The organism is Paraburkholderia sediminicola, from assembly GCF_046030555.1.
In the GTDB taxonomy this organism is placed as follows: domain Bacteria; phylum Pseudomonadota; class Gammaproteobacteria; order Burkholderiales; family Burkholderiaceae; genus Paraburkholderia; species Paraburkholderia sediminicola_E.
In genome coordinates, this window is record NZ_JAQQCH010000013.1 from 96,358 (window position 1) to 114,881 (window position 18,524).

The 18,524-nt window shown below is 61.7% G+C and carries 16 protein-coding genes; 14 read left to right on the plus strand and 2 right to left on the minus strand.

The features are described from left to right. The first annotated feature begins 81 nt into the window (after positions 1-81). The 9 genes from PQQ52_RS19590 (at position 82) to PQQ52_RS19630 (ending at position 11,263) form a co-directional block, all read left to right on the plus strand. The gene (locus PQQ52_RS19590) at positions 82-369 is read left to right on the plus strand and encodes a DUF4148 domain-containing protein (protein ID WP_408214631.1); all 288 of its coding nucleotides are present in this window, start codon (positions 82-84) and stop codon (positions 367-369) included. A 358-nt stretch (positions 370-727) separates the two neighbouring features. After that, positions 728-2,119 (plus strand): TolC family protein, encoded by a 1,392-nt coding sequence (locus PQQ52_RS19595; protein WP_408214634.1) that lies wholly within the window; start codon positions 728-730, stop codon positions 2,117-2,119. Beyond that, on the plus strand, positions 2,116-3,180 hold the full coding sequence (locus PQQ52_RS19600; RefSeq protein ID WP_408214637.1) for an efflux RND transporter periplasmic adaptor subunit: 1,065 nt from the start codon (positions 2,116-2,118) through the stop codon (positions 3,178-3,180). Before PQQ52_RS19595 ends, PQQ52_RS19600 begins: the two co-directional genes overlap by 4 nt. Positions 3,181-3,222: 42 nt before the next feature. After that, on the plus strand, positions 3,223-6,342 hold the full coding sequence (locus PQQ52_RS19605) for an efflux RND transporter permease subunit (RefSeq protein WP_408214639.1): 3,120 nt from the start codon (positions 3,223-3,225) through the stop codon (positions 6,340-6,342). 83 nt (positions 6,343-6,425) lie between these two features. Further along, positions 6,426-6,725, plus strand: coding sequence for a hypothetical protein (locus PQQ52_RS19610; protein ID WP_408214642.1), 300 nt, complete (start codon positions 6,426-6,428; stop codon positions 6,723-6,725). Positions 6,726-6,993: 268 nt separating this feature from the next. Next, positions 6,994-9,024: a bifunctional DedA family/phosphatase PAP2 family protein gene (locus PQQ52_RS19615; protein ID WP_408214645.1), complete on the plus strand. Its 2,031-nt coding sequence runs from the start codon at positions 6,994-6,996 to the stop codon at positions 9,022-9,024. A gap of 39 nt (positions 9,025-9,063) precedes the next feature. Further along, on the plus strand, positions 9,064-9,666 hold the full coding sequence (locus PQQ52_RS19620) for a phosphatase PAP2 family protein (RefSeq protein ID WP_408214648.1): 603 nt from the start codon (positions 9,064-9,066) through the stop codon (positions 9,664-9,666). A gap of 17 nt (positions 9,667-9,683) precedes the next feature. Then, positions 9,684-10,061, plus strand: coding sequence for an HAD family hydrolase (locus tag PQQ52_RS19625; protein WP_408214651.1), 378 nt, complete (start codon positions 9,684-9,686; stop codon positions 10,059-10,061). After that, the gene (locus tag PQQ52_RS19630; protein WP_408214654.1) at positions 10,058-11,263 is read left to right on the plus strand and encodes an MFS transporter; all 1,206 of its coding nucleotides are present in this window, start codon (positions 10,058-10,060) and stop codon (positions 11,261-11,263) included. Before PQQ52_RS19625 ends, PQQ52_RS19630 begins: the two co-directional genes overlap by 4 nt. 631 nt (positions 11,264-11,894) lie before the next feature. On the opposite strand, the gene PQQ52_RS19635 is transcribed toward PQQ52_RS19630, so the two are convergent. Continuing rightward, entirely contained in the window at positions 11,895-12,200 is a 306-nt protein-coding gene (locus PQQ52_RS19635) for a PepSY domain-containing protein (protein WP_408214657.1), read from the minus strand. Between the two features lie 204 nt (positions 12,201-12,404). Between PQQ52_RS19635 and PQQ52_RS19640 the strand changes: the two genes are divergently transcribed. The 5 genes from PQQ52_RS19640 to PQQ52_RS19660 all read left to right on the plus strand — a co-directional run bounded on the left by PQQ52_RS19640 (position 12,405) and on the right by PQQ52_RS19660 (position 16,526). Next, positions 12,405-12,731, plus strand: coding sequence for a DUF4148 domain-containing protein (locus PQQ52_RS19640; protein ID WP_408214659.1), 327 nt, complete (start codon positions 12,405-12,407; stop codon positions 12,729-12,731). Positions 12,732-12,926: 195 nt separating this feature from the next. Beyond that, positions 12,927-13,703, plus strand: coding sequence for a COG4705 family protein (locus PQQ52_RS19645; RefSeq protein WP_408214662.1), 777 nt, complete (start codon positions 12,927-12,929; stop codon positions 13,701-13,703). A 31-nt stretch (positions 13,704-13,734) separates the two neighbouring features. Continuing rightward, positions 13,735-14,481, plus strand: coding sequence for a COG4705 family protein (locus PQQ52_RS19650; protein WP_408214665.1), 747 nt, complete (start codon positions 13,735-13,737; stop codon positions 14,479-14,481). A gap of 21 nt (positions 14,482-14,502) precedes the next feature. Further along, positions 14,503-15,168: a response regulator transcription factor gene (locus tag PQQ52_RS19655; protein ID WP_408214667.1), complete on the plus strand. Its 666-nt coding sequence runs from the start codon at positions 14,503-14,505 to the stop codon at positions 15,166-15,168. Next, a complete protein-coding gene (locus PQQ52_RS19660) occupies positions 15,144-16,526 on the plus strand; it encodes an ATP-binding protein (RefSeq protein WP_408214670.1) in 1,383 nt (460 codons plus the stop codon). The genes PQQ52_RS19655 and PQQ52_RS19660 overlap by 25 nt, the downstream gene beginning before the upstream one ends. 834 nt (positions 16,527-17,360) lie before the next feature. Here PQQ52_RS19660 and PQQ52_RS19665 read toward each other — a convergent pair. Beyond that, positions 17,361-18,509: a porin gene (locus PQQ52_RS19665; protein WP_408214673.1), complete on the minus strand. Its 1,149-nt coding sequence runs from the start codon at positions 18,507-18,509 to the stop codon at positions 17,361-17,363. Positions 18,510-18,524: the final 15 nt, after the last annotated feature.

Consider the following 18,524-nt stretch of genomic DNA (forward strand, 5'->3'; position numbering starts at 1 on the left):
ACAGCACACTGCGTAGCATGGGGTCATCAGCCTTTCCGTGAATCATGGAAAGTAGATCACCCCTCCGTTAAGGAGCTTGTCATGAAATCGCTCATCGTCGCGCTCATTGTCGCGTCAACGGCCATTCTTCCCTCTGTTTCATTTGCTCAGCGAACTCACGAACTCACGCGGGCCGAGGTTCGTGCCCAGCTGGTTGCGGCGGAGCAACAGGGAGTGATCCCCCAGTCCAAAACCCAATATCCAGATCCGGCAAACGTGTCTGGGACGGCTGATAGCACTTCCGGGTACGGAGCACCCGCAGCCGGGAATCAGCAGGCAGGTGCGCCACTCGGGCAATCACTGAGCCACTCGCTCTATGCGCATCACTAAGCTGGGCAGCCCATGCTGCTTCGGCACTGCCGGTGTCAAAGCAGCACGAGCGCGGGCACCATCAACTGCATCGCGACGCGAATTGATGCGGTCGTTGCATGTCGGGTGGGCGAGCATCCGCCGGACCTGCCGCAGGGGCAGTTAACTACCTGAGTGACTCTGTCCGGTTGCGCTGGCGTAACCGTCTGTGCAGGCGGGCAACTACACGTGTGCATCACGGCTACCGCCCGCGACCTGGATTTCCCCAGATTCACAGAGAGTGACCTGCTCTTGACGAAAACTTCACGACCGGTAACGCAGTATCCACATCTGCCCGCCGCGTGATCAAGTGGCCAACAAGAAACCCGTGGATATCGCTATGCGCCGACCGTTGCTGCTCGTGTGCGTCCTGCTGACGGGATGCGCCACCTATCACCCGCAGCCGATCACCCTGACTCACCTGGCCCGCCACTTCGAGGACCGGTCGCTCGCGAGCGACGATTTGCGCACCTACCTCACGCGGCAGGTCGGACACGAAATCGATCCATGGCCGCTGCCGCGCTGGAACCGCGAGATGCTTACCCTCACGGCCTGGTACTACAGCCCGGCGCTCGACATCGTCCGTGCGCAGTGGGGCACCGCAAAGGCGGGCATCGATGTGGCTGGCGCGATTCCTAACCCGGTGTTGCAACTGCCGTTCCAGTACGCAACCCCCAACCCGGGGCCCGGTTCGCCGTTCATCACCGGCCCGGCGCTCGACATTCCGATCGAGACTGCACACAAGCGCGGCTATCGGATAGATCAGGCATCACACCTGTCGGAAGCCGCGCGCCTCGCCATCGGCAACGAGGCGTGGAAGGTGCGCGCTCAGGTGCGTGACGCACTCATTTCGCTTTATGCCGCCCGGCAGCGCACCACCTTCCTGTCGCGCAAGGCCAATGCGCAGCAGCAGATCGTCGCGATGGTGAGGATGCGCCGGTCGGTTGGCGAGAACTCCGGACCGGATGTCGATGCAGCAATGCTCGCAGCCACGCAGGCACAGGCCGAGCTTGCCGCTGCACGCAGTGCCGCGCAGGACGCACTCGCGCAGCTCGCCGCCGCGATCGGCATTCCGGCTGCCGCACTCAACGGAGTGCAGCTCGAGCTGCACCCGTTCGGCACCACCCCGCCTGCACCGCCCACTGCCGACGCGCGACGCGAGGCGGTTTTCCATCGCGCCGACCTGCTCGCGTCGCTCGCCGCGTACGCGGCCGCCGAGTCGGCGTTGCAGCTCGAGGTAGCGAAACAGTATCCGGATATCCATTTCGGCCCGGGGTACACGTACGACACCGGCACCAACAAGATCGCATTCGGACTGGCCGGCATCACGCTCCCGGTCTTCGACCAGAACCAGGGCGGCATCGCACAGGCGCAAGCGGAACGCAAAGAGGCAGCCGCGCGCACGATGGCGCTGCAGGATGCGATTCTCAACGATCTGGACCACGCGCTCGCCCATAACCAGGCGAGGATCGCTGCAGTGCGACTGTCCGCCGAACGCCTCGCAAGCGCGCGCAGGCAACTGGACAGCCAGGCCGCGAGTTTCGCGTCCGGCGCCACCGATCGCCTGACCTTCACACAAGCCAAGGCTGACTATCAGACGAGCGAGATCGCCCATCTGGACGCTGTGGTCGCTGCACAGCAGGCTGCCGGCATGCTCGAAGACGCCATGCAGCGGCCTCTCGAACCGGAAACCGTCAACTCCACCGTGACCGAACAGGAGATATCGCGATGAAACGACCAGCGGTCATCTTTTCCATCGTCTACCTGCTGCTGGCAGCCGATGCCTGCTGGTTCGCCTACCGCACCTTCTACGTCGATGCTTCGCTGCCAGACGCGGCTGCGCAGGTCGCTGCGCAGCCGTCCGTTCAGACGGTGAACGGCGAAACGGTCGTCGTCGTCGCCACCGACGTGCAGCGTGCCAGTCACATCGATGTTGCGCCGCTCGTGGCCATCACCAGCCAGCCCGGGAGCATTGCGTACGCGACGGTCGTCGACCTGCAGCCGCTGTTCGATCTGCGAAATCGCCTCGCGGCCGCGCGGGCCGACTACGAGACGTTGCGTGTACAGTCCGGCAACTCTCGCGCGCAGTTCGAGCGCAGTCGCGTGCTCTTCGACGACGACCGGAACGTCTCACAGAAGAGCCTGCAGGACGCACGCGCTGTCATGCAGGCCGATCAGGCGAAGCTGCAGTCGGCCGAGGCCACACAAGGCGGACTGGATGCGAGCATGCGGCAGCAATTCGGGACAGTGCTCGCCAACGCCGCAATGGCGCCCGCCTCGGACTTTTTCCAGCGGCTGCTCGCTGGCCGCGCGGTCGTGTTGCGCGTGACGCTGCCCGTTGGCTATAGCGGCGCCGCGCCGGCGCACATGACGGTGGATACGCCGGACGGCCAGTCTGCTACCGCTCAAAAGTTATCGGCATCACCGCAGGGCGACCCCGCGATCCAGGGCAACCCGTATTTCTATGAGACGGGCAGCACGCTGCCGGTGGGAACCCACACCGTCGCGCATGTGCCGGCGCCGAATCCCGGCACATCCGGGCTTGTGATTCCCGAACGTGCGGTCGTCTGGTACGGCGGACAAGCATGGGTGTACGTGCGCACTGCAGCCGATCGTTTCATGCGGCGCTACGTACCGGCATCCTCTTCCGGCGAGCAGGGCTTCGTCGTGACTAAAGGGTTTCACGCGGGCGAGAACGTCGTGATGCACGGCGCGCAATTGCTGCTTTCCGAAGAACAGCGGCCTCAGGGCATCGCGACAGCATGCAAGGATCCGCCCGAATGCGATGACTGATCCGTAAGCCTGCTTCATCCAACACGAATTCAACGAGTACTCATGCTCAACGCGATCATCCGGTTTTCGCTGCGTTTTCGCGGCGTCATTTACGTGCTGGCCGTGCTGCTAGCCGGCTATGGCCTCTATACGCTCACGCGCGCGAAGCTTGATGTGTTCCCCGAGTTCGCTCCGCCAATGAGCATCGTGCAGACGGAGGCACCAGGCCTGTCGAGCGAACAGGTCGAGACGCTGGTGACCCAGCCGGTCGAAAATGCGCTCGCGGGCATGGCGGGTCTCCGGTCGATGCGCTCGAAGTCGCTGCAGGGCCTGTCGGCGATCACGGTGGTGTTCGATAGCCATGCGAACCTGCTGCGGGTCCGGCAACTGGTGTCCGAGCGCGTCAACGCGCAGGGCTCGACGTTGCCCGCGGGCGTGCAGCCGCCCAGGCTGCTGCCCCTCACGACCACGACGAGCGTGGTGCTCACCATCGGGCTGACGTCGAAGACACGCTCGCTGATGGATCTGTATGACGTCGCGCAGTGGACAGTTCGTCCGCAACTGTTGAGCGTGCCTGGCGTCGCTGACGCCATCGTGTTCGGCGGCGACACGCGGCAATTGCAGATACAGGTCGATCCGGCCCGGCTGATGCGCTACGGCCTGTCGATCCAGGACGTGACCACTGCGGCCCGGGCATCCACGGGCGTGCGCGGCGCGGGCTTCGTCGAGAGCGCGAACCAGCGCATCGCCATCAATACCGATGGCCAGATCAGAACGCCCGCCGCGCTGGCCGGCGTGGTGCTGCGCTGGAGCAACGGCGCAGCCGTGCGGCTCGGCGACGTCGCGACCGTCACCTGGGGCAGTGCGCCGGCTGTGGGTGCGGCGTCGATCATGGGCAAGCCGGGCGTGATGCTGGTGCTCGAAAGCCAGTACGGCACCAATACGCTGGCTGTCACGCACGACATCGAGAAGACGCTGGCCGCGCTTAAACCGGTGCTGACCCAGCAGGGTGTGGAGCTGACCGCGGATGTATTCCGGCCGGCTAACTTCATTGAGGTGGCGGTCAGTCATCTGCGCACCGCATTGCTGGTCGGCGCGGTGCTCGTCGTTGCGGTGCTGTTCCTGTTCCTGCTCAATATCCGCACTGCGGTCATCTCAGCGGTCGCGATTCCGCTTTCGCTGCTGGTCGCGATCATCGTGCTGAGCTCGTTTGGTGTAAGCCTGAACACGATGACGCTCGGCGGCCTCGCGATCGCGCTCGGCGAGGTGGTCGACGACGCGATCATCGACGTCGAAAATATCTACCGGCGGCTGCGCGAGAACCGCAACCGGCCCGAACCCCTTCCGCCGTTTCGGGTAGTGCTGCGCGCCTCGCTCGAAGTGCGCAGTGCAGTGGTATTCGCCACCTTCATCGTCATGCTGATCTTCCTGCCGGTGCTGACGCTCTCGGGCATCGCCGGCAAGCTGTTCGCGCCGCTTGGCGTCGCCTACATCCTCGCGGTGCTGGCATCGCTCGGCGTCGCGCTCACGCTCACGCCGGCGATGGCGCTCGCGCTGCTGACCCGCGGGCCATTGCCGGCCGGGGAGCCCCGATTCCTGACGTGGCTGAAAACCCGCTACACCGCGATGCTGCTGAGGGTCGAGCAACGGGTGAGAACCGTCATGGTGGTGGTCGCGTTGATGTGCGTTGCCTCCCTGGCTGCACTGTCGTTCATGAACGGCAATTTCATTCCGCAGTTGCGCGAAGGTCACTTCATTGTGCATATGGGTCTTGAACCGGGAACGTCGCTCACCGAGTCGATGCGCATCGGCACCCTGGTTTCGCAGGCGCTGCTGCATATTCCTGGGGTGCGCCTGGTCGCGCAGCGCGCCGGCCGGGCCAATGAAGTGGTCGACCCGGTCGGCGTGCAGTTGAGCGAGTTCGAGGTCGACCTTGAGCCGATGGGCTCGGCGCGGCAGAGCGCAACCCTGCGCCGTATCCAGGAAACGCTCGCGCGCTTTCCCGGCCTCACCACGTCGGTCAATACGTTTCTGGTCGAACGGATCGATGAGACCATTTCGGGCGTAACCGCCCCGGTGGTCGTCAACGTGTTTGGCGACAACCTCGACGTGATTGACCGGAAGGCGCAGGAGATCGCCCGGCTGCTGGGGACGATCCGTGGCGCGGCAAGCGTGCAGGAGGAATCACCTCCGGGCATCCCGGAACTCGACGTCAGACTGAAGCCTGATCAGTTGAGCCGCTGGGGCTTCCGGCCGGTGGAAGTGCTCGACGCAATCCAGAGCGCCTATCAGGGAAGCACGGTTGCACAGACCTATGACGGCAGCCGCGCCTACGACGTCACTGTGATTCTCGCGCCCGAGGCGCGCAGGAATCTTGCCGATGTCGGCGCGTTGATGCTGCGCAATCCGGATGGGCTGTCCGTCCCGCTGCGCGAACTGGCGAGCATCGGCCAGGTCTCGGGCCGCTATCAGATCACGCACGACGGCGGCCGGCGGATGCAAACGGTCTCGGTCAATCTCGGCCGGCGCGCGGTGAGCGATTTCGTCAACGAGGCGCGTGCACGCGTCAGTCGCGAAATTGTCATGCCCAAAGGCACCTACGCAGTGTTCTCGGGCGAAAGCGAGGCACGCGCGCAATCGCAGCACGACCTGCTCGCGTACGGCGCCATGTCGGCCGTCGGCATCGCACTGCTGCTCTTCCTCGCGCTGAAGAGCCGGCGCGGTGTCGTGCTGGTGATGCTGAACCTGCCCTTCGCGCTGGTGGGGGGCGTGCTAAGTGTGCTCGCCACAGGCGGCAACCTGTCACTGGGCAGCATGGTGGGCTTTGTCACCCTGTTCGGCATTTCGTTGCGCAACTCGATCATGCTGATCAGTCACTTCGAGCACCTGGTGCATGTCGAAGGCGTGCCGTGGGGTATCGACACAGCGGTGCGCGGCGCGTCCGAACGGCTGATCCCGATCCTGATGACAGCGCTCGTGACCGCGCTCGCACTGCTGCCGCTCGCGCTCACCAGCGGCGCGGCGGGCAACGAGATCGAGGGGCCGATGGCGATCGTCATTCTCGGCGGCCTCGCCACCTCGACGCTGCTGAATCTGATCGTGCTGCCCACACTCGCGCTGCGCTATGGGCGGTTCGAGCGCGACACGCTGGCGGATCCGGGAGCGCCCATATCGAACGGATAAGGGGTGTTCCAGCGTTTCCCGCGTGACTGGAACGAGAAAGGTCAACAACGCGGGGACAAGTTTCTTGCGTCAGGAGACTCACCATGTCAATCATTCGACAATCCTTCCTCGGCACCTTCGTCATGATCTGTGCTGTGGGTACCGTACTCGCTACCCCACCGGCGAGCTATACCACCAGCGTGCGACTGCACAGTGGCAAGCAGGTCATGTGTGCAGTCAACGAACCAGCAGCCGCACCAGCTGCCGGTGCGCGGACCCTGACCTTGACCGCCAGCGAACGCAACGAAGCAGAGGTTGCGGCGACGGCAATTCTCCGCCGGCAGGCGGGAAACAGGAACGCTTACCCGAGCCCCACGACGGCGCCGCATGTGCAATGCTGGTGAGCAAACCCTTGACCGGAATGCGCTTCATGCGCTGCCGCCGGGCAGCGGGCAAGTACATGGATGCCCTGCGACGTCCATGATGTGGCAACAACCTGACTGACACGGGTTGGCCCGGTCATTGGGATAAAACGAGGTGAAACGGCCACGCGGTGGCCGCCCCGCCAGAATCGTCCTCGTCGTGCTGTCACTATCGGCGGGGACATCTTGCAAGCGGCCGCCTTTCTGGACCCGGCGCCCCTGCCGGGTCCATTTTTTACTTGAGTTACCTATGCACGCATGGCTCAACAGCATTAGCGCTCATCCCTATATCGTGCTGGCGATTGTCTTCGCCGTCGCGTGTGCGGAGTCGCTGGCCGTCGTCGGTACGCTGGTCCCTGCGGGCATCGTAATGTTTGCCGCTGGCGCGCTGATCGGAGCCGGCGCGCTGAACGCGTGGATGACGCTCGCCATCGCCGCACTCGGCGCGGTAGCGGGCGACGGGATCAGCTATGAAGTCGGTCACCGGTATCACCGCGAAGTGCGAACGTGGTGGGTGGCGAAGGTTCACGAAGCGGCCTGGGAGCGTGGCGAGCATTTTGTTGAACGCCATGGCGGGAAGAGTATCGTGCTGGCGCGCTTCTTCGCGCCCGTGCGCGCGATTGTCCCGCTGGTCGTCGGCGCGGCGCATATGCCGCGGCGCAGATTTTATCCGATCAATATCGCTTCCGCGTTGGCATGGTCACCTGCGCATATCGGCCCCGGGATCGTGTTCGGCGCGTCGGCGCAACTTGCTGCAGCGGTCAGCGGACGTCTGGCCGTGATGCTGCTCCTGCTGGCGGCACTCCTCTGGCTGGTCGCCGGGCTGACGCGCCTGGCCGTCCGGCGCGGCGTGCCGCTGGTCGGGACCGCGTCCCAACGGGTGGTACGACGTTTAAGTCGCCGGCATCCGCGGCTGGCGGGCCGCTTATCGCGCATCATCGATCCCGGCAAGCCCGAGTCGCAGACACTCCTGATACTGACGCTGCTTTTCATCGGCAGTGTGTGGCTGTTTCTTGGCATCCTGCAGGATGTGGTCGCGCACGATCCGCTGGTTCGCGCCGACACCGTTATCTACAGCTTCCTGCAGACGCTGCGCACGGCGCCGACCGATTACGTAATGGCCGTCGTGATTCAGTCGAGCACCTACGGGGTGGGGCTGGCGGTGGCCGCTGCCGTCCTGATCTGGCTCATCGTGCGACGATGCTGGCGCACGGCAGGCTACTGGATTCTGGCGGTGGGCGTTGCAGGCGCGGTAAGCCCCGCGATCGAACCCGGGAGCGGTTATGCGCGACCCTTCACCTGGCAGCCAGGGATGGTCCATGTTCCGCTACCCAGCGGCGATGCCACGTTCAACCTGCTCGTGTATGGATTTCTTGGCTGGCTGCTGGTGCGCCAGCAACGGTTGCTCTGGCGGGGCGTGGTCGTTGCCGTCGTCGCCGTCTGGCTGGTCATGACCGGATTTGCCCGCCTGTATCTCGGAGAGAACTGGCTGGCCGACATGCTGGGCGGCTGGAGCCTGGGGCTCGCGTGGTTTGCGGTACTTGCCGGCGCATACACATACTGGCAGGTGCACGACAACGTGCAGCCAGGTCTGCTGAGCTGCATTGCTATTGGAATGCTCGCCGTTTTTGGCCCCTGGACGAACCCTGAAGGATTTCACGCCGATCTCGCGCGGTACGACCCCAGAACGCAACCGGTCACGCTCACGATCAGCCAGTGGATGGACGGTGGCTGGCGCGCGCTGCCGCAACGTCGCACCGAACTGAGCGGCGATGAGGAGGAATATCTGCCGTTGCAATGGGCCGACGACGATGGCGCGATCGCGCGTTACCTCGAACCGACCGGCTGGCGTGCCGCCCCGGCATGGTCAGCGCAGTCCGCATTGCTGTGGCTGTCGCCCGGAACATCGCTGGCTGCCCTGCCTGTGCTGCCGAAACTCTCGGAAGGCAAAAGCAACGGGCTGACCTTCCTGAAGTTCGATTCCCAGCGGCCGCTGAGCCGGCTGGTGCTACGGCTCTGGCGATCGCGATATCAATTGATGACCCGCGACGGGGTCGGTGACGCGGCCGATGAGCCGATCTGGTACGGCGCGCTATATCAGGAAACGTTTCAGCAACCGTGGCACCTCGTCACGGTGGGCACTCCCACGACCTGGCCTGATGCGCCCACTATTCGCCAACTGTTGCCGGCCAGCGTGCAGAAGTTGAGCCCTTCGGCAATCGAGAACGGATCAGTCCGATACGCGGTGCTGATCCTGCCGGCTGTGCCGACGGCACCATGATGGATTTTTCTCGACAACCTTCTCGATAATTTCACTGCAATGGATACCCTAGAAGCCTTCAACCAGGCGCTGTTTCTCGCGATCAACGGCACGCTGGCGACGCCTGTATGGCTAGTCGACATCGCATTGCTGATCGCCAATTACGTGATCTATCTGGTTCCGCTGCTGCTGGCCGGCATGTGGCTGTGGGGCAGTGACGCGCAACGCAGTCTTGCCATCCGGGCGTGTCTCGTGGCGATGCTCGGCGTCGGCGCGAACCAACTGTTCGGGCTGGTGTGGCAGCATCCGCGGCCGTTCATGATCGGTCTCGGTCACACGTTTTTGCCGCACGCGCCGGACTCTTCGTTTCCGAGCGACCATGCTACTGTGTTCGCCGGCATCGTCCTGACGCTGCTGCTGGGGCGTGCGCACTGGCTGGGCGTCCTCACGTTGCTGGCCGGAGTCCCGGTCGCCTGGGCCCGGGTCTTTCTCGGTGTTCACTTCCCGCTGGACATGCTCGGCGCGGTCGTAGTGGCCTGTGTGGCTTACTTTCTGGTCGCGCCATTCTGGGATCTCGGCGGCGCTGCCGTAACGCGGTGGGCGATTGCGCTGTACCGCAAACTCCTCGCGCGGCCGATCGACCTCGGCTGGCTGCGCCGCTGACTATTACGCACCAACCGATGCCGCGCGATCAGATCGTCGCCACCTTCGATTTCGACGGCACCAGCACGACCTCGGACATTCTGCGTGACTTCGTGCATTACACAGTCGGTCGCGCCCAGTTTGCCGTTGTGGCCATGCGCGTGTCGCCGTGGCTCATTGGCCTGCTGGCAGGCGTGTGCGACCGGGGCTTCGCCAAAGCTCGTCTTCTTGCTGCGACGCTTAGCGACATGACGCAATGCGAGCTTGAGGACGCGGCGCAGCAGTACACCGCTCAGGGACTGCAGGCCCGGATCCACCCTGAAATGGCCGCGAGAATTCAGGACGACACGCACGGTCCGACGGCCAGCAGGCAACGTTGTGCCGCAATCGGACACCCTCCCCCTGACAACCTATGACCTCCGACACGCCTGCTGTCACGAAAATCGCCATTCCCCCCACGGTCTGGACGCTCGGCTTCGTGAGCCTCTTCATGGACGTTTCGTCCGAACTCGTGCACGCATTGTTACCGGTGTTTCTCGTGACCACCATGGGCATGAGCGTGACCGCGCTGGGCGTGCTCGAAGGCGCGGCGGAGGCAACGGCTCTCATCGTGAAGGTGTTTTCCGGACCGTTCAGCGACTGGCTCGGGCGGCGCAAGGGGCTGCTGTTGCTCGGCTACGGACTGGCGGCGTTGACGAAACCGCTGTTCCCGCTCGCGAGCACACCCGCATGGGTGATAACGGCGCGCCTGCTCGATCGCGTCGGCAAGGGCATCCGCGGCGCACCACGCGATGCGCTGGTAGCAGACGTTGCACCCCCGGAAATCGTCGGCGCGTGCTTTGGATTGCGTCAGTCGATGGATACGGTCGGCGCGTTCATTGGGCCCGCGCTCGCCATCGTGCTGATGTTCTGGTTTGCCGACCATATTCGCACCGTGTTGTGGTTCGCGGTTGCGCCAGCCGTCATCGCAATCGGCCTGATCACGTTCGGCATCGACGAATCGGGCCGTGCGCCGGCACGTCGTACGTTCCGCTCGCCGTTGCACTGGCGCGCGTTGCGCGAATTCCCGTCGGCCTACTGGCTGATTGTCGGCATCGGCGCCACCTTCACGCTGGCGCGCTTCAGCGAAGCGTTTCTCGTGTTGCGCGCGCAGCAGACCGGTCTGGATATCGCATGGATTCCCGGCGTAATGGTTGTGATGAGCCTCACCTATTCGCTGTCCGCATATCCGGTTGGCAAGCTCTCGGACCTTCTGGATCGCCGTCTGCTGCTGGCGCTCGGCATGGTGCTGCTGATCGCGGCCGATCTGGTGCTCGGCATGGGCAAGTCGGTCGTGTCGGTGTTCATAGGCGCGGCGGTGTGGGGCCTGCACATGGGTTTCACGCAGGGCATGCTCGCCGCAATGGTGTCCGAGACAGCACCCTCGACGCTGCGCGGGACCGCGTTCGGCATCTTCAACCTGGCCTGCGGTCTGTGCATGTTACTCGCCAGCGCGCTGGCCGGCTGGCTATGGGACCGCTTTGGCGCCTCAACGACCTTCCTAGCCGGCGCAGCGCTCGTCGCGATGCCGCTGCTGCTGTGCTGGCATGCGCCGCAACAGGCGCCTCCTCGCGCCTGACGGACTATCGCTGGAAAATTTCGCGACCACCTTTTCGCAACTAAGCAAACCGTACTCTGAGCGCACGCTCTGCCCCTCTCAATGGAACCCTGATGGCATTTGCGTGGAAAGCCGACACCGCGACGCTGACCGCAAACACAGAACGGCCGAGACCCTGCCAGCCATCCAGCCTTCACTGGGAAGGGAGAGTTCGCAGAAGAAACTGTTTTTTCTGCCGCAGTGTCGAACGCGTGAGAGGCGCGGATCAATCAGTTCGCAGTAGCCGCTTTCGGACGCACGTCGCTCGGCCACTCAGTTCATGCCAGATATGTGACGACGAATCGGAAAGAAATTAGAACCGCCCCTGACGGACATTGGGCAACTACCTACCGCTCCTGACAAAGACGATCAGCGACGTAAGCTGAACGCTTCAGGTTCCGCGATTGCGCCCCGGCATCACAGTCAGCGACGACAGGACTGGACACAATAGCAATCGACAATGGGGCGTACGCGTCGCTTCTATCGCGGCGAATCCTGTTCCGCTAATGACCCGTTGTGCGTTCGTAAAAGTGTGCCCGGATGCGCCCTGATCGGTAACCCTCGTCCGCGCGAGCGCCCACACCGATCGCGGCAGTGTCATGATCGGTCCATTTCAGTCCGGGTTCGGTCCTTCCGCGCTGTTTTCGAGGACCGACCCCGTTTGCGCGTCCACCCCGACTTCCTGCGTGCCCCGTTTCGTCGCAATGTCGAACGAGTAACGCAGCCCACTACCTCCCGCTTCCTTTTCAAGCTCTTCGTCGGTGATCTTCCCTGGATGGGCCTTGAGAGCAGACTCCCGCGCCTGCTTCAGGCTGATCTTCGCATCCTTCGAATACTCCTGACCGGTGAAGGCGTGTGCCGCGATACTCGTGGCGAGCAGAGCTACCGCGGCCAGACCAAAGTAATAACCCTTTTTCATGTCGAACTCCAATGTTGGTTTGCCACGATTCATGCTGGCACGTGTCAAGTTAAGAGAACCTGAACCGGCGAGAATTCGGGAAATACATGAACGTCGGCAGAGATTGCAGGCAGCTAAGTTCCACCTAAGTCAGCCTCCCTAGACTGGGTTCACGGTCGCGGCGAAAGCCGCCCCAGAAAGCCAACTATTTTCGAAGGAGCAGCCATGAAACCGTTAATCCGTTCAATCATCACAGTTGCCGCGCTGACGGCTCCCGTCATCGCCTTCGCTCAACAGTCAACCGGCCCGGTTACCCGGGCACAGGTGCGCGCCGATCTGGTCCAGATGGAAAAGGCTGGCTACAATCCCGCCAGGCGCGATGATGCAACCTATCCTGCTGACATTCAGGCGGCTGAGGCCCGCGTTGCCGCTAAACGAGTTGCAATGCCGATGTCCGACACGGGTATGGGCACGGAACCCACGAGCGCGTCTCAATCCGGCAGGCGTAACCACACCGGAGCCGCGTGGTCGAATCTTTATGCTCACCACTGACGGAGCCTCGTGGTGCAGGTCGTGAGCGCGATCCGAAGTTCACGCAGGCTGGAAACCGCCGTGTGCTCCTCGGCTCCTAACCGACCGGCAGGAAAGCTCTATTGCTCGCGCGAGCGAACGAATCATTGCGTAGTGCAACTAGCGCGGCAAAGGTGATCGCGGCGCCCGCTCGAACTCCTCCAATAAGAAACGTCCATGAATCCAAGCTCGCACCCGACCGTCAAGTGGCTAAACAAGGTCCCGGAGATCACACTCGTCTTCTGGATAATTAAAATGATGTCCACGACGGTCGGTGAAACGGCAGCCGATTACCTGAGCATCAACCTGAAGCTTGGCCTGGCGGGAACATCGATCATCATGGCGTGCCTGCTCGCGGGCAGCCTGTTTTTCCAGATTCGCGCGAAACGGTATGTGGCAGCCTTATACTGGCTCTGCGTCGTCTGCATAAGCGTGTTCGGTACGCTGGTTACCGACAACCTTTCCGACACCCTCGCGGTCCCGCTCGCAGTTTCAACTGTGGCCTTCGGAGTTGCACTTGTGACCGTCTTTGCGATCTGGTACGCGCAAGAACGGACGCTCTCTATCCACGCAGTCGATACCCGTGGTCGCGAATATTTCTATTGGACTGCTATCCTGCTCACGTTTGCGCTCGGCACAGCTGCCGGCGACTGGGTCGCACAGGGTCTGGGTACCGGCTACGCCAATGCGGCCCTGCTCTTTGGCTCCATGATCCTCACCGTTGCCCTGGTACGCCGAGTGTTCAAGGCAAACGCCGTGCTTTGTTTCTGGCTGGCATACATCCTGACGCGACCGTTCGGTGCGGCATGCGGTGATCTGCTGGCACAGCCGGTAACCAGCGGCGGCTTGGGTCTCGGAACGACGATGACGAGTATCATCTTCCTCTCGACCATTGCATGCCTGATCGCTTGCCTGTCCATTTGCAGATACCCATTGGGAGAAGAACGTGTCTGATTCGCCAATACACCGCCCGTTAGATCGCAGCATGGACGACGCTCTAGTTAAAGTTCCAGAAGTTACGCTGCTGTTCTGGATATTGAAGATTGCTGCGACCACTCTCGGCGAGACCGGTGGCGATGCCGTTTCGATGTCGATGAATCTCGGCTATCTCGTTGGAACGCTTATCTTTGCTGTTGTCTTTCTGGCCGCCGTAACCGCGCAAATGCGATCCAGATCCTTCCAGCCTCCTCTGTACTGGGTAACGATTATCGCGAGTACCACGGTCGGCACCACCCTGGCTGACTTTGCTGATCGGTCTCTCGGCATCGGTTATGCGGGAGGGGCGTCGCTTCTGCTGGCCCTACTGTGCGTCTCGCTGATTGTCTGGTATCGCGCGATGGGCTCCATCTCGGTTTCGTCGATTGGATCACCAAAGGCTGAACTGTTCTATTGGATAACCATCATGTTTTCACAGACGCTCGGCACTGCACTGGGAGACTGGACGGCCGACACGGCAGGTCTTGGTTACACCGGTGGCGCCCTCGTTTTCGCCGCCCTGCTCGCTCTCGTCGTCGCTGCATATTTCTGGACCAGGGTATCGCGCACGATGCTCTTCTGGATCGCATTCGTTCTGACCCGGCCGTTGGGGGCAGTTGTCGGCGACTTTCTCGACAAACCGGTGAACGCCGGCGGTCTCGCTTTGAGCCGCTATTCCGCTTCCGTCGCGTTATTGGCGTTCATCGCCGGCAGCATCTTTTTGTTCAGGCAGCGCGCTGCGGCCAGATCCCATTGATAGGCAGTTCGCGGGGTAACTATGAGGGTACTGCTGCTGGAAGACGATCCGATGATCGGCGAAGCCATTGAGGGGGCGTTGAAGGATGCTTCGTATGCGGCCGACTGGGTAAAAAGCGGTACCGAGGGTCTGACGGCGCTCCAAACCCATCACTATGATCTGGTGTTGCTCGACCTTGGACTTCCTGGAACTAACGGGATGCAGGTTCTTAAGGCGATTCGCGGTAGCGCCAATGCTGTTCCCCTGCTCATTATCACCGCGCGGGACGGACTTGAGGACCGGCTTCAGGGTCTCGATGAAGGGGCTGATGACTATGTTCTGAAGCCATTCGAGATCGCGGAACTCCTTGCCCGCATGCGCGCAGTGCTACGTCGCCGGAATGGCAATGCGTTGCCGTCCCTCACCAACGGGACGGTGACGCTTAATCTGGCAACCCGCGAGGCATCCGTTCGAAACGGCCAACCCCTGCAATTGTCGAATCGCGAATTTGCATTGCTCCGTGCCCTCCTGATCCGTCCAGGCGCTATCCTTTCACGAGCGGAACTGGAGGAGAGAATCTATGGCTGGGGTGAAGAAGTTGAGAGCAACGCGGTCGAATACCTGATCCATATCTTGCGACGAAAACTCGGCAACGATCTGATCCGCAATATCAGGGGGGCCGGATGGATGGTTTCGCATTCCGACTGAAGCATTCGGTCCGGTTTCGCATCTCGCTCTGGTTGTGTGTGGCGATCTTTGCGGTCGCGACCATTGCGGGCATCTCGGCCTTCGTTTCAGCGTTCGATGAAGCTCATGAGCTTCAGGATGATGTCTTGCGGCAAGTCGCAACCCTTCTCGGTCAGACACACGTTTCCCTTGGTGACACCATCGGTGCGTTCCATTCGACTGGCGGCGGCGAAGAGTCGCGCGTTATCGTCCAGTACTTCACCAACCACCATTCCGGCGAAGCGGGAGATGGCGATACCCGGCTCCTAGATATCCCCCAGAACATCGCTGACGGCATCTATACGATGAGCTTTGGCGGCGAATCGTTTCGCGTGCTGATTCATACCTTGGCTGCGGGCCGTCGCGTTGCAGTAGCACAGGAGACCGGACTGCGCGATGAGGTTGCAACAGCCAGCGCATTTCGCACCGTGACGCCGTTCCTTGTGCTGGTACCAATACTTTTGATCATCGTCGCCCAGCTGGTCAAGCGCATGTTTTCACCAATTGCGTCACTGGCAACCGACGTTGACGCACGGAAAGAGCAGGATCTGTATCCGCTCAGTCAGAAGGACATTCCAGTTGAGGTGCGTCCGTTCGTCACCGCAATCAACAAGTTGCTCGCCCGCGTCGGGCAGTCGATGGAAACCCAAAAACGCTTTATTGCGGATGCGGCGCATGAGCTGCGCTCACCGTTGACCGCTTTTTCCCTTCAGGCGGAGCGTCTCGCGCAGATTCCGATGTCGCCCCAGGCATCGGAACGCCTTGCTGACCTGCGCCGTGGAATTGAACGTGGGCGTTCGCAACTCGACCAGCTATTAACACTGGCGAGGATCCAGTCGGCCCCTGCGTACAGCTCCTCGTCTGTATCGGTTCTGCACGTGTATCGTCGCGTGCTGGAAGATCTGATGCCATTGGCGGAGGCGAAGCGAATCGATATCGGGATTGAGAGTGGCGACGACGCGCAGATTAGCGCGAATGAAATCGAAATCAGAACGCTTGTGAAAAATCTGGTCGACAACGCGATCCGGTATACCCCGGAGAGTGGCCGGGTTGATCTTTCTGTGAAGATCAATGGGAAACATGTCCGACTCGCGGTAACGGATTCTGGGCCGGGCATCGCTCCTGCGGAGCGCGCGCAGGTGTTTGAACCTTTCTATCGCGTGCTCGGCAGCAATCAGGAGGGTTCGGGCCTAGGACTCCGTATTGTCAAAACGATCGCCGACCGACTTGGCTGGGACGTTGAACTATCGTATTCAGACAAGACTTTGCGGTCGGGACTCTGTGTGACGGTCGACATCTGCCTTGAATCCGACCGTCAGTCGGGGGGAGCAGAGCAATAAGGCGGCAAACGAAGTGCAACGGCCACCGCCCCCCTGCGGGGTATTGCCTCGCAAACCACGGCGCCATCCAGACACATTGTCTACCAAATCTACTTGGACAAAAGAAAGACGGCCACCGGGGCCCGCTTTCATTGTCTGCACGTGACTCCAGCAAATCGCTCGATGACCTGCCGCACCGATGCGTGACCTGAGTCCAACCCCCGATTTCCCCAGTGCTCGAGCACCGGGCATTTTGTTTTTTAAAGGAACCGGACACGATGTCGCTAGTGCGACTCCGCTCGCGAGACGTCGTATCTGGTCGACCGATAATCTGGCGGTGTCGGTCGAGCGGCTCGTGGAAAAACACCACGACCCCTTTAGGTGCGCGCTGACTGAACTCCAGATTCCCAGAACCCAGCCGGTGCGTTTCCCGTGACGAGAGCAATGGGAGGGGCATGCGCTCACCGGGAATTCACGCCACAAGTTGAACTCGCCGTCGCTTGGCGCCGACGATGCCCGACTGGAGTCGGTGGTTCCCTTATGCAACGATTACGTGGTGTGGGTGCGTCACTCTTCGAAGGCTCGCACATGCAGACTGGCTTGCCACCGCAGCCATGGCATCGATTGGGCCGCGCAAGGCAAATGGGCTTGATTCTTGGAACTTTCCTGGAATGTCCTATTGCGATTGCCGGCTGAACGGCAAGTCGCGCCAGAGGGCTTTCCCGCGTCGCGGGGGACAATTGCCGGAGCGAGTCCCACGGACGGTCGTCCGCCTGGGACCGCCTGCCAGCTACAGAAGAGCACGTACCGGTGTCCGGTGCGTGCTTTTCTTTGCTCCGCTGAGAATGCGATCGCTTAGAACCGATGGGTCATAGCTACGCGGTATACCATCTGGTTGCTGCTGGATGACTGGCTCGGCGAACCGACAATGTTCGCAACGTCGAAGTCCTGACCAGTCTTGCCGTCGGCGTGCTGATACGCGCCTTGCACATACACCGACGTGCGCGCGCTCAGGTCATAGTCAAGCATCAGCGAGACCTGGTTCCAGTTAGGCTGAGAATTCCCGGTCACGGTCGCCACGTGAGCACGCGTGTAAGCGTAGGCTGCCCCCAGCCAGAAATCATGCAGAAAGAAATATTGCCCATTCACTTCGAAGTTGTCGAATTTCCATGATTTTTGAGAACCAGCGGCCGGCTGATTGGTAAAGTATGCGTTGCTGGTCGGATCGTAGACGTCGACATGCGAATAGGCGAATGCGATGGTCGCCTTATCTCCGAACTTGTAGGACACGCCTGCGTCAATATTTTGTTGCGACTTACCCGCGAACACCACGGTCGCACTGGGCGCAGCGCCCCCTGCGGTCAGACCTCCGTTGTTGGTCTTCAAGTAAGCGACAGCGGCGGCCAGCGGGCCCATCTGGTACTGGGCAGCGGCGCTATAAACACGGTTCTGTGCAAAGCCGCCTGCCTGGTTGCTGAATCCGTACATCGCCTCACCGCTAAACCCCGCGAACGTCGGCGACACGTACTTTACCGAATTCTGGATGCGATAATCCCAGTCGGCGTTGTCGTTGTCGAAAGGGTGTGATCCCAGATCGCCCTCCCAATTACCTGCAGCAGTGAATCCGCTCCACATGTCAACGGTTGGATCGTATTGACGGCCCATCGTTAGGGTACCGTAGTGATCGGATGACAGTCCGACAAAGGCTTGGCGACCGAACAGCAGGCCACCTTGCCCGAGCGCGCCATTATTGGTATTGAAGCCATTCTCCAATTGAAATAACGCCTTCAGCCCCCCACCGAGGTCCTCAGTGCCTTTCAAGCCCCAGCGGCTGCCGACTGTATCCCCGCTGACCATTTGGTATCCGTGATGGCCTCCCGCGTTGGTGGTGAAGTCAAAGCCCTCATCAATGAGACCATAGAGGGTCACCGAATTCTGCGCTTGCGCCTGCACGCTGACGCCGAGAGCGCTGACCGAAAGTGCTGCGACAATTATTCGCTTCATAACATATTCTCCGAG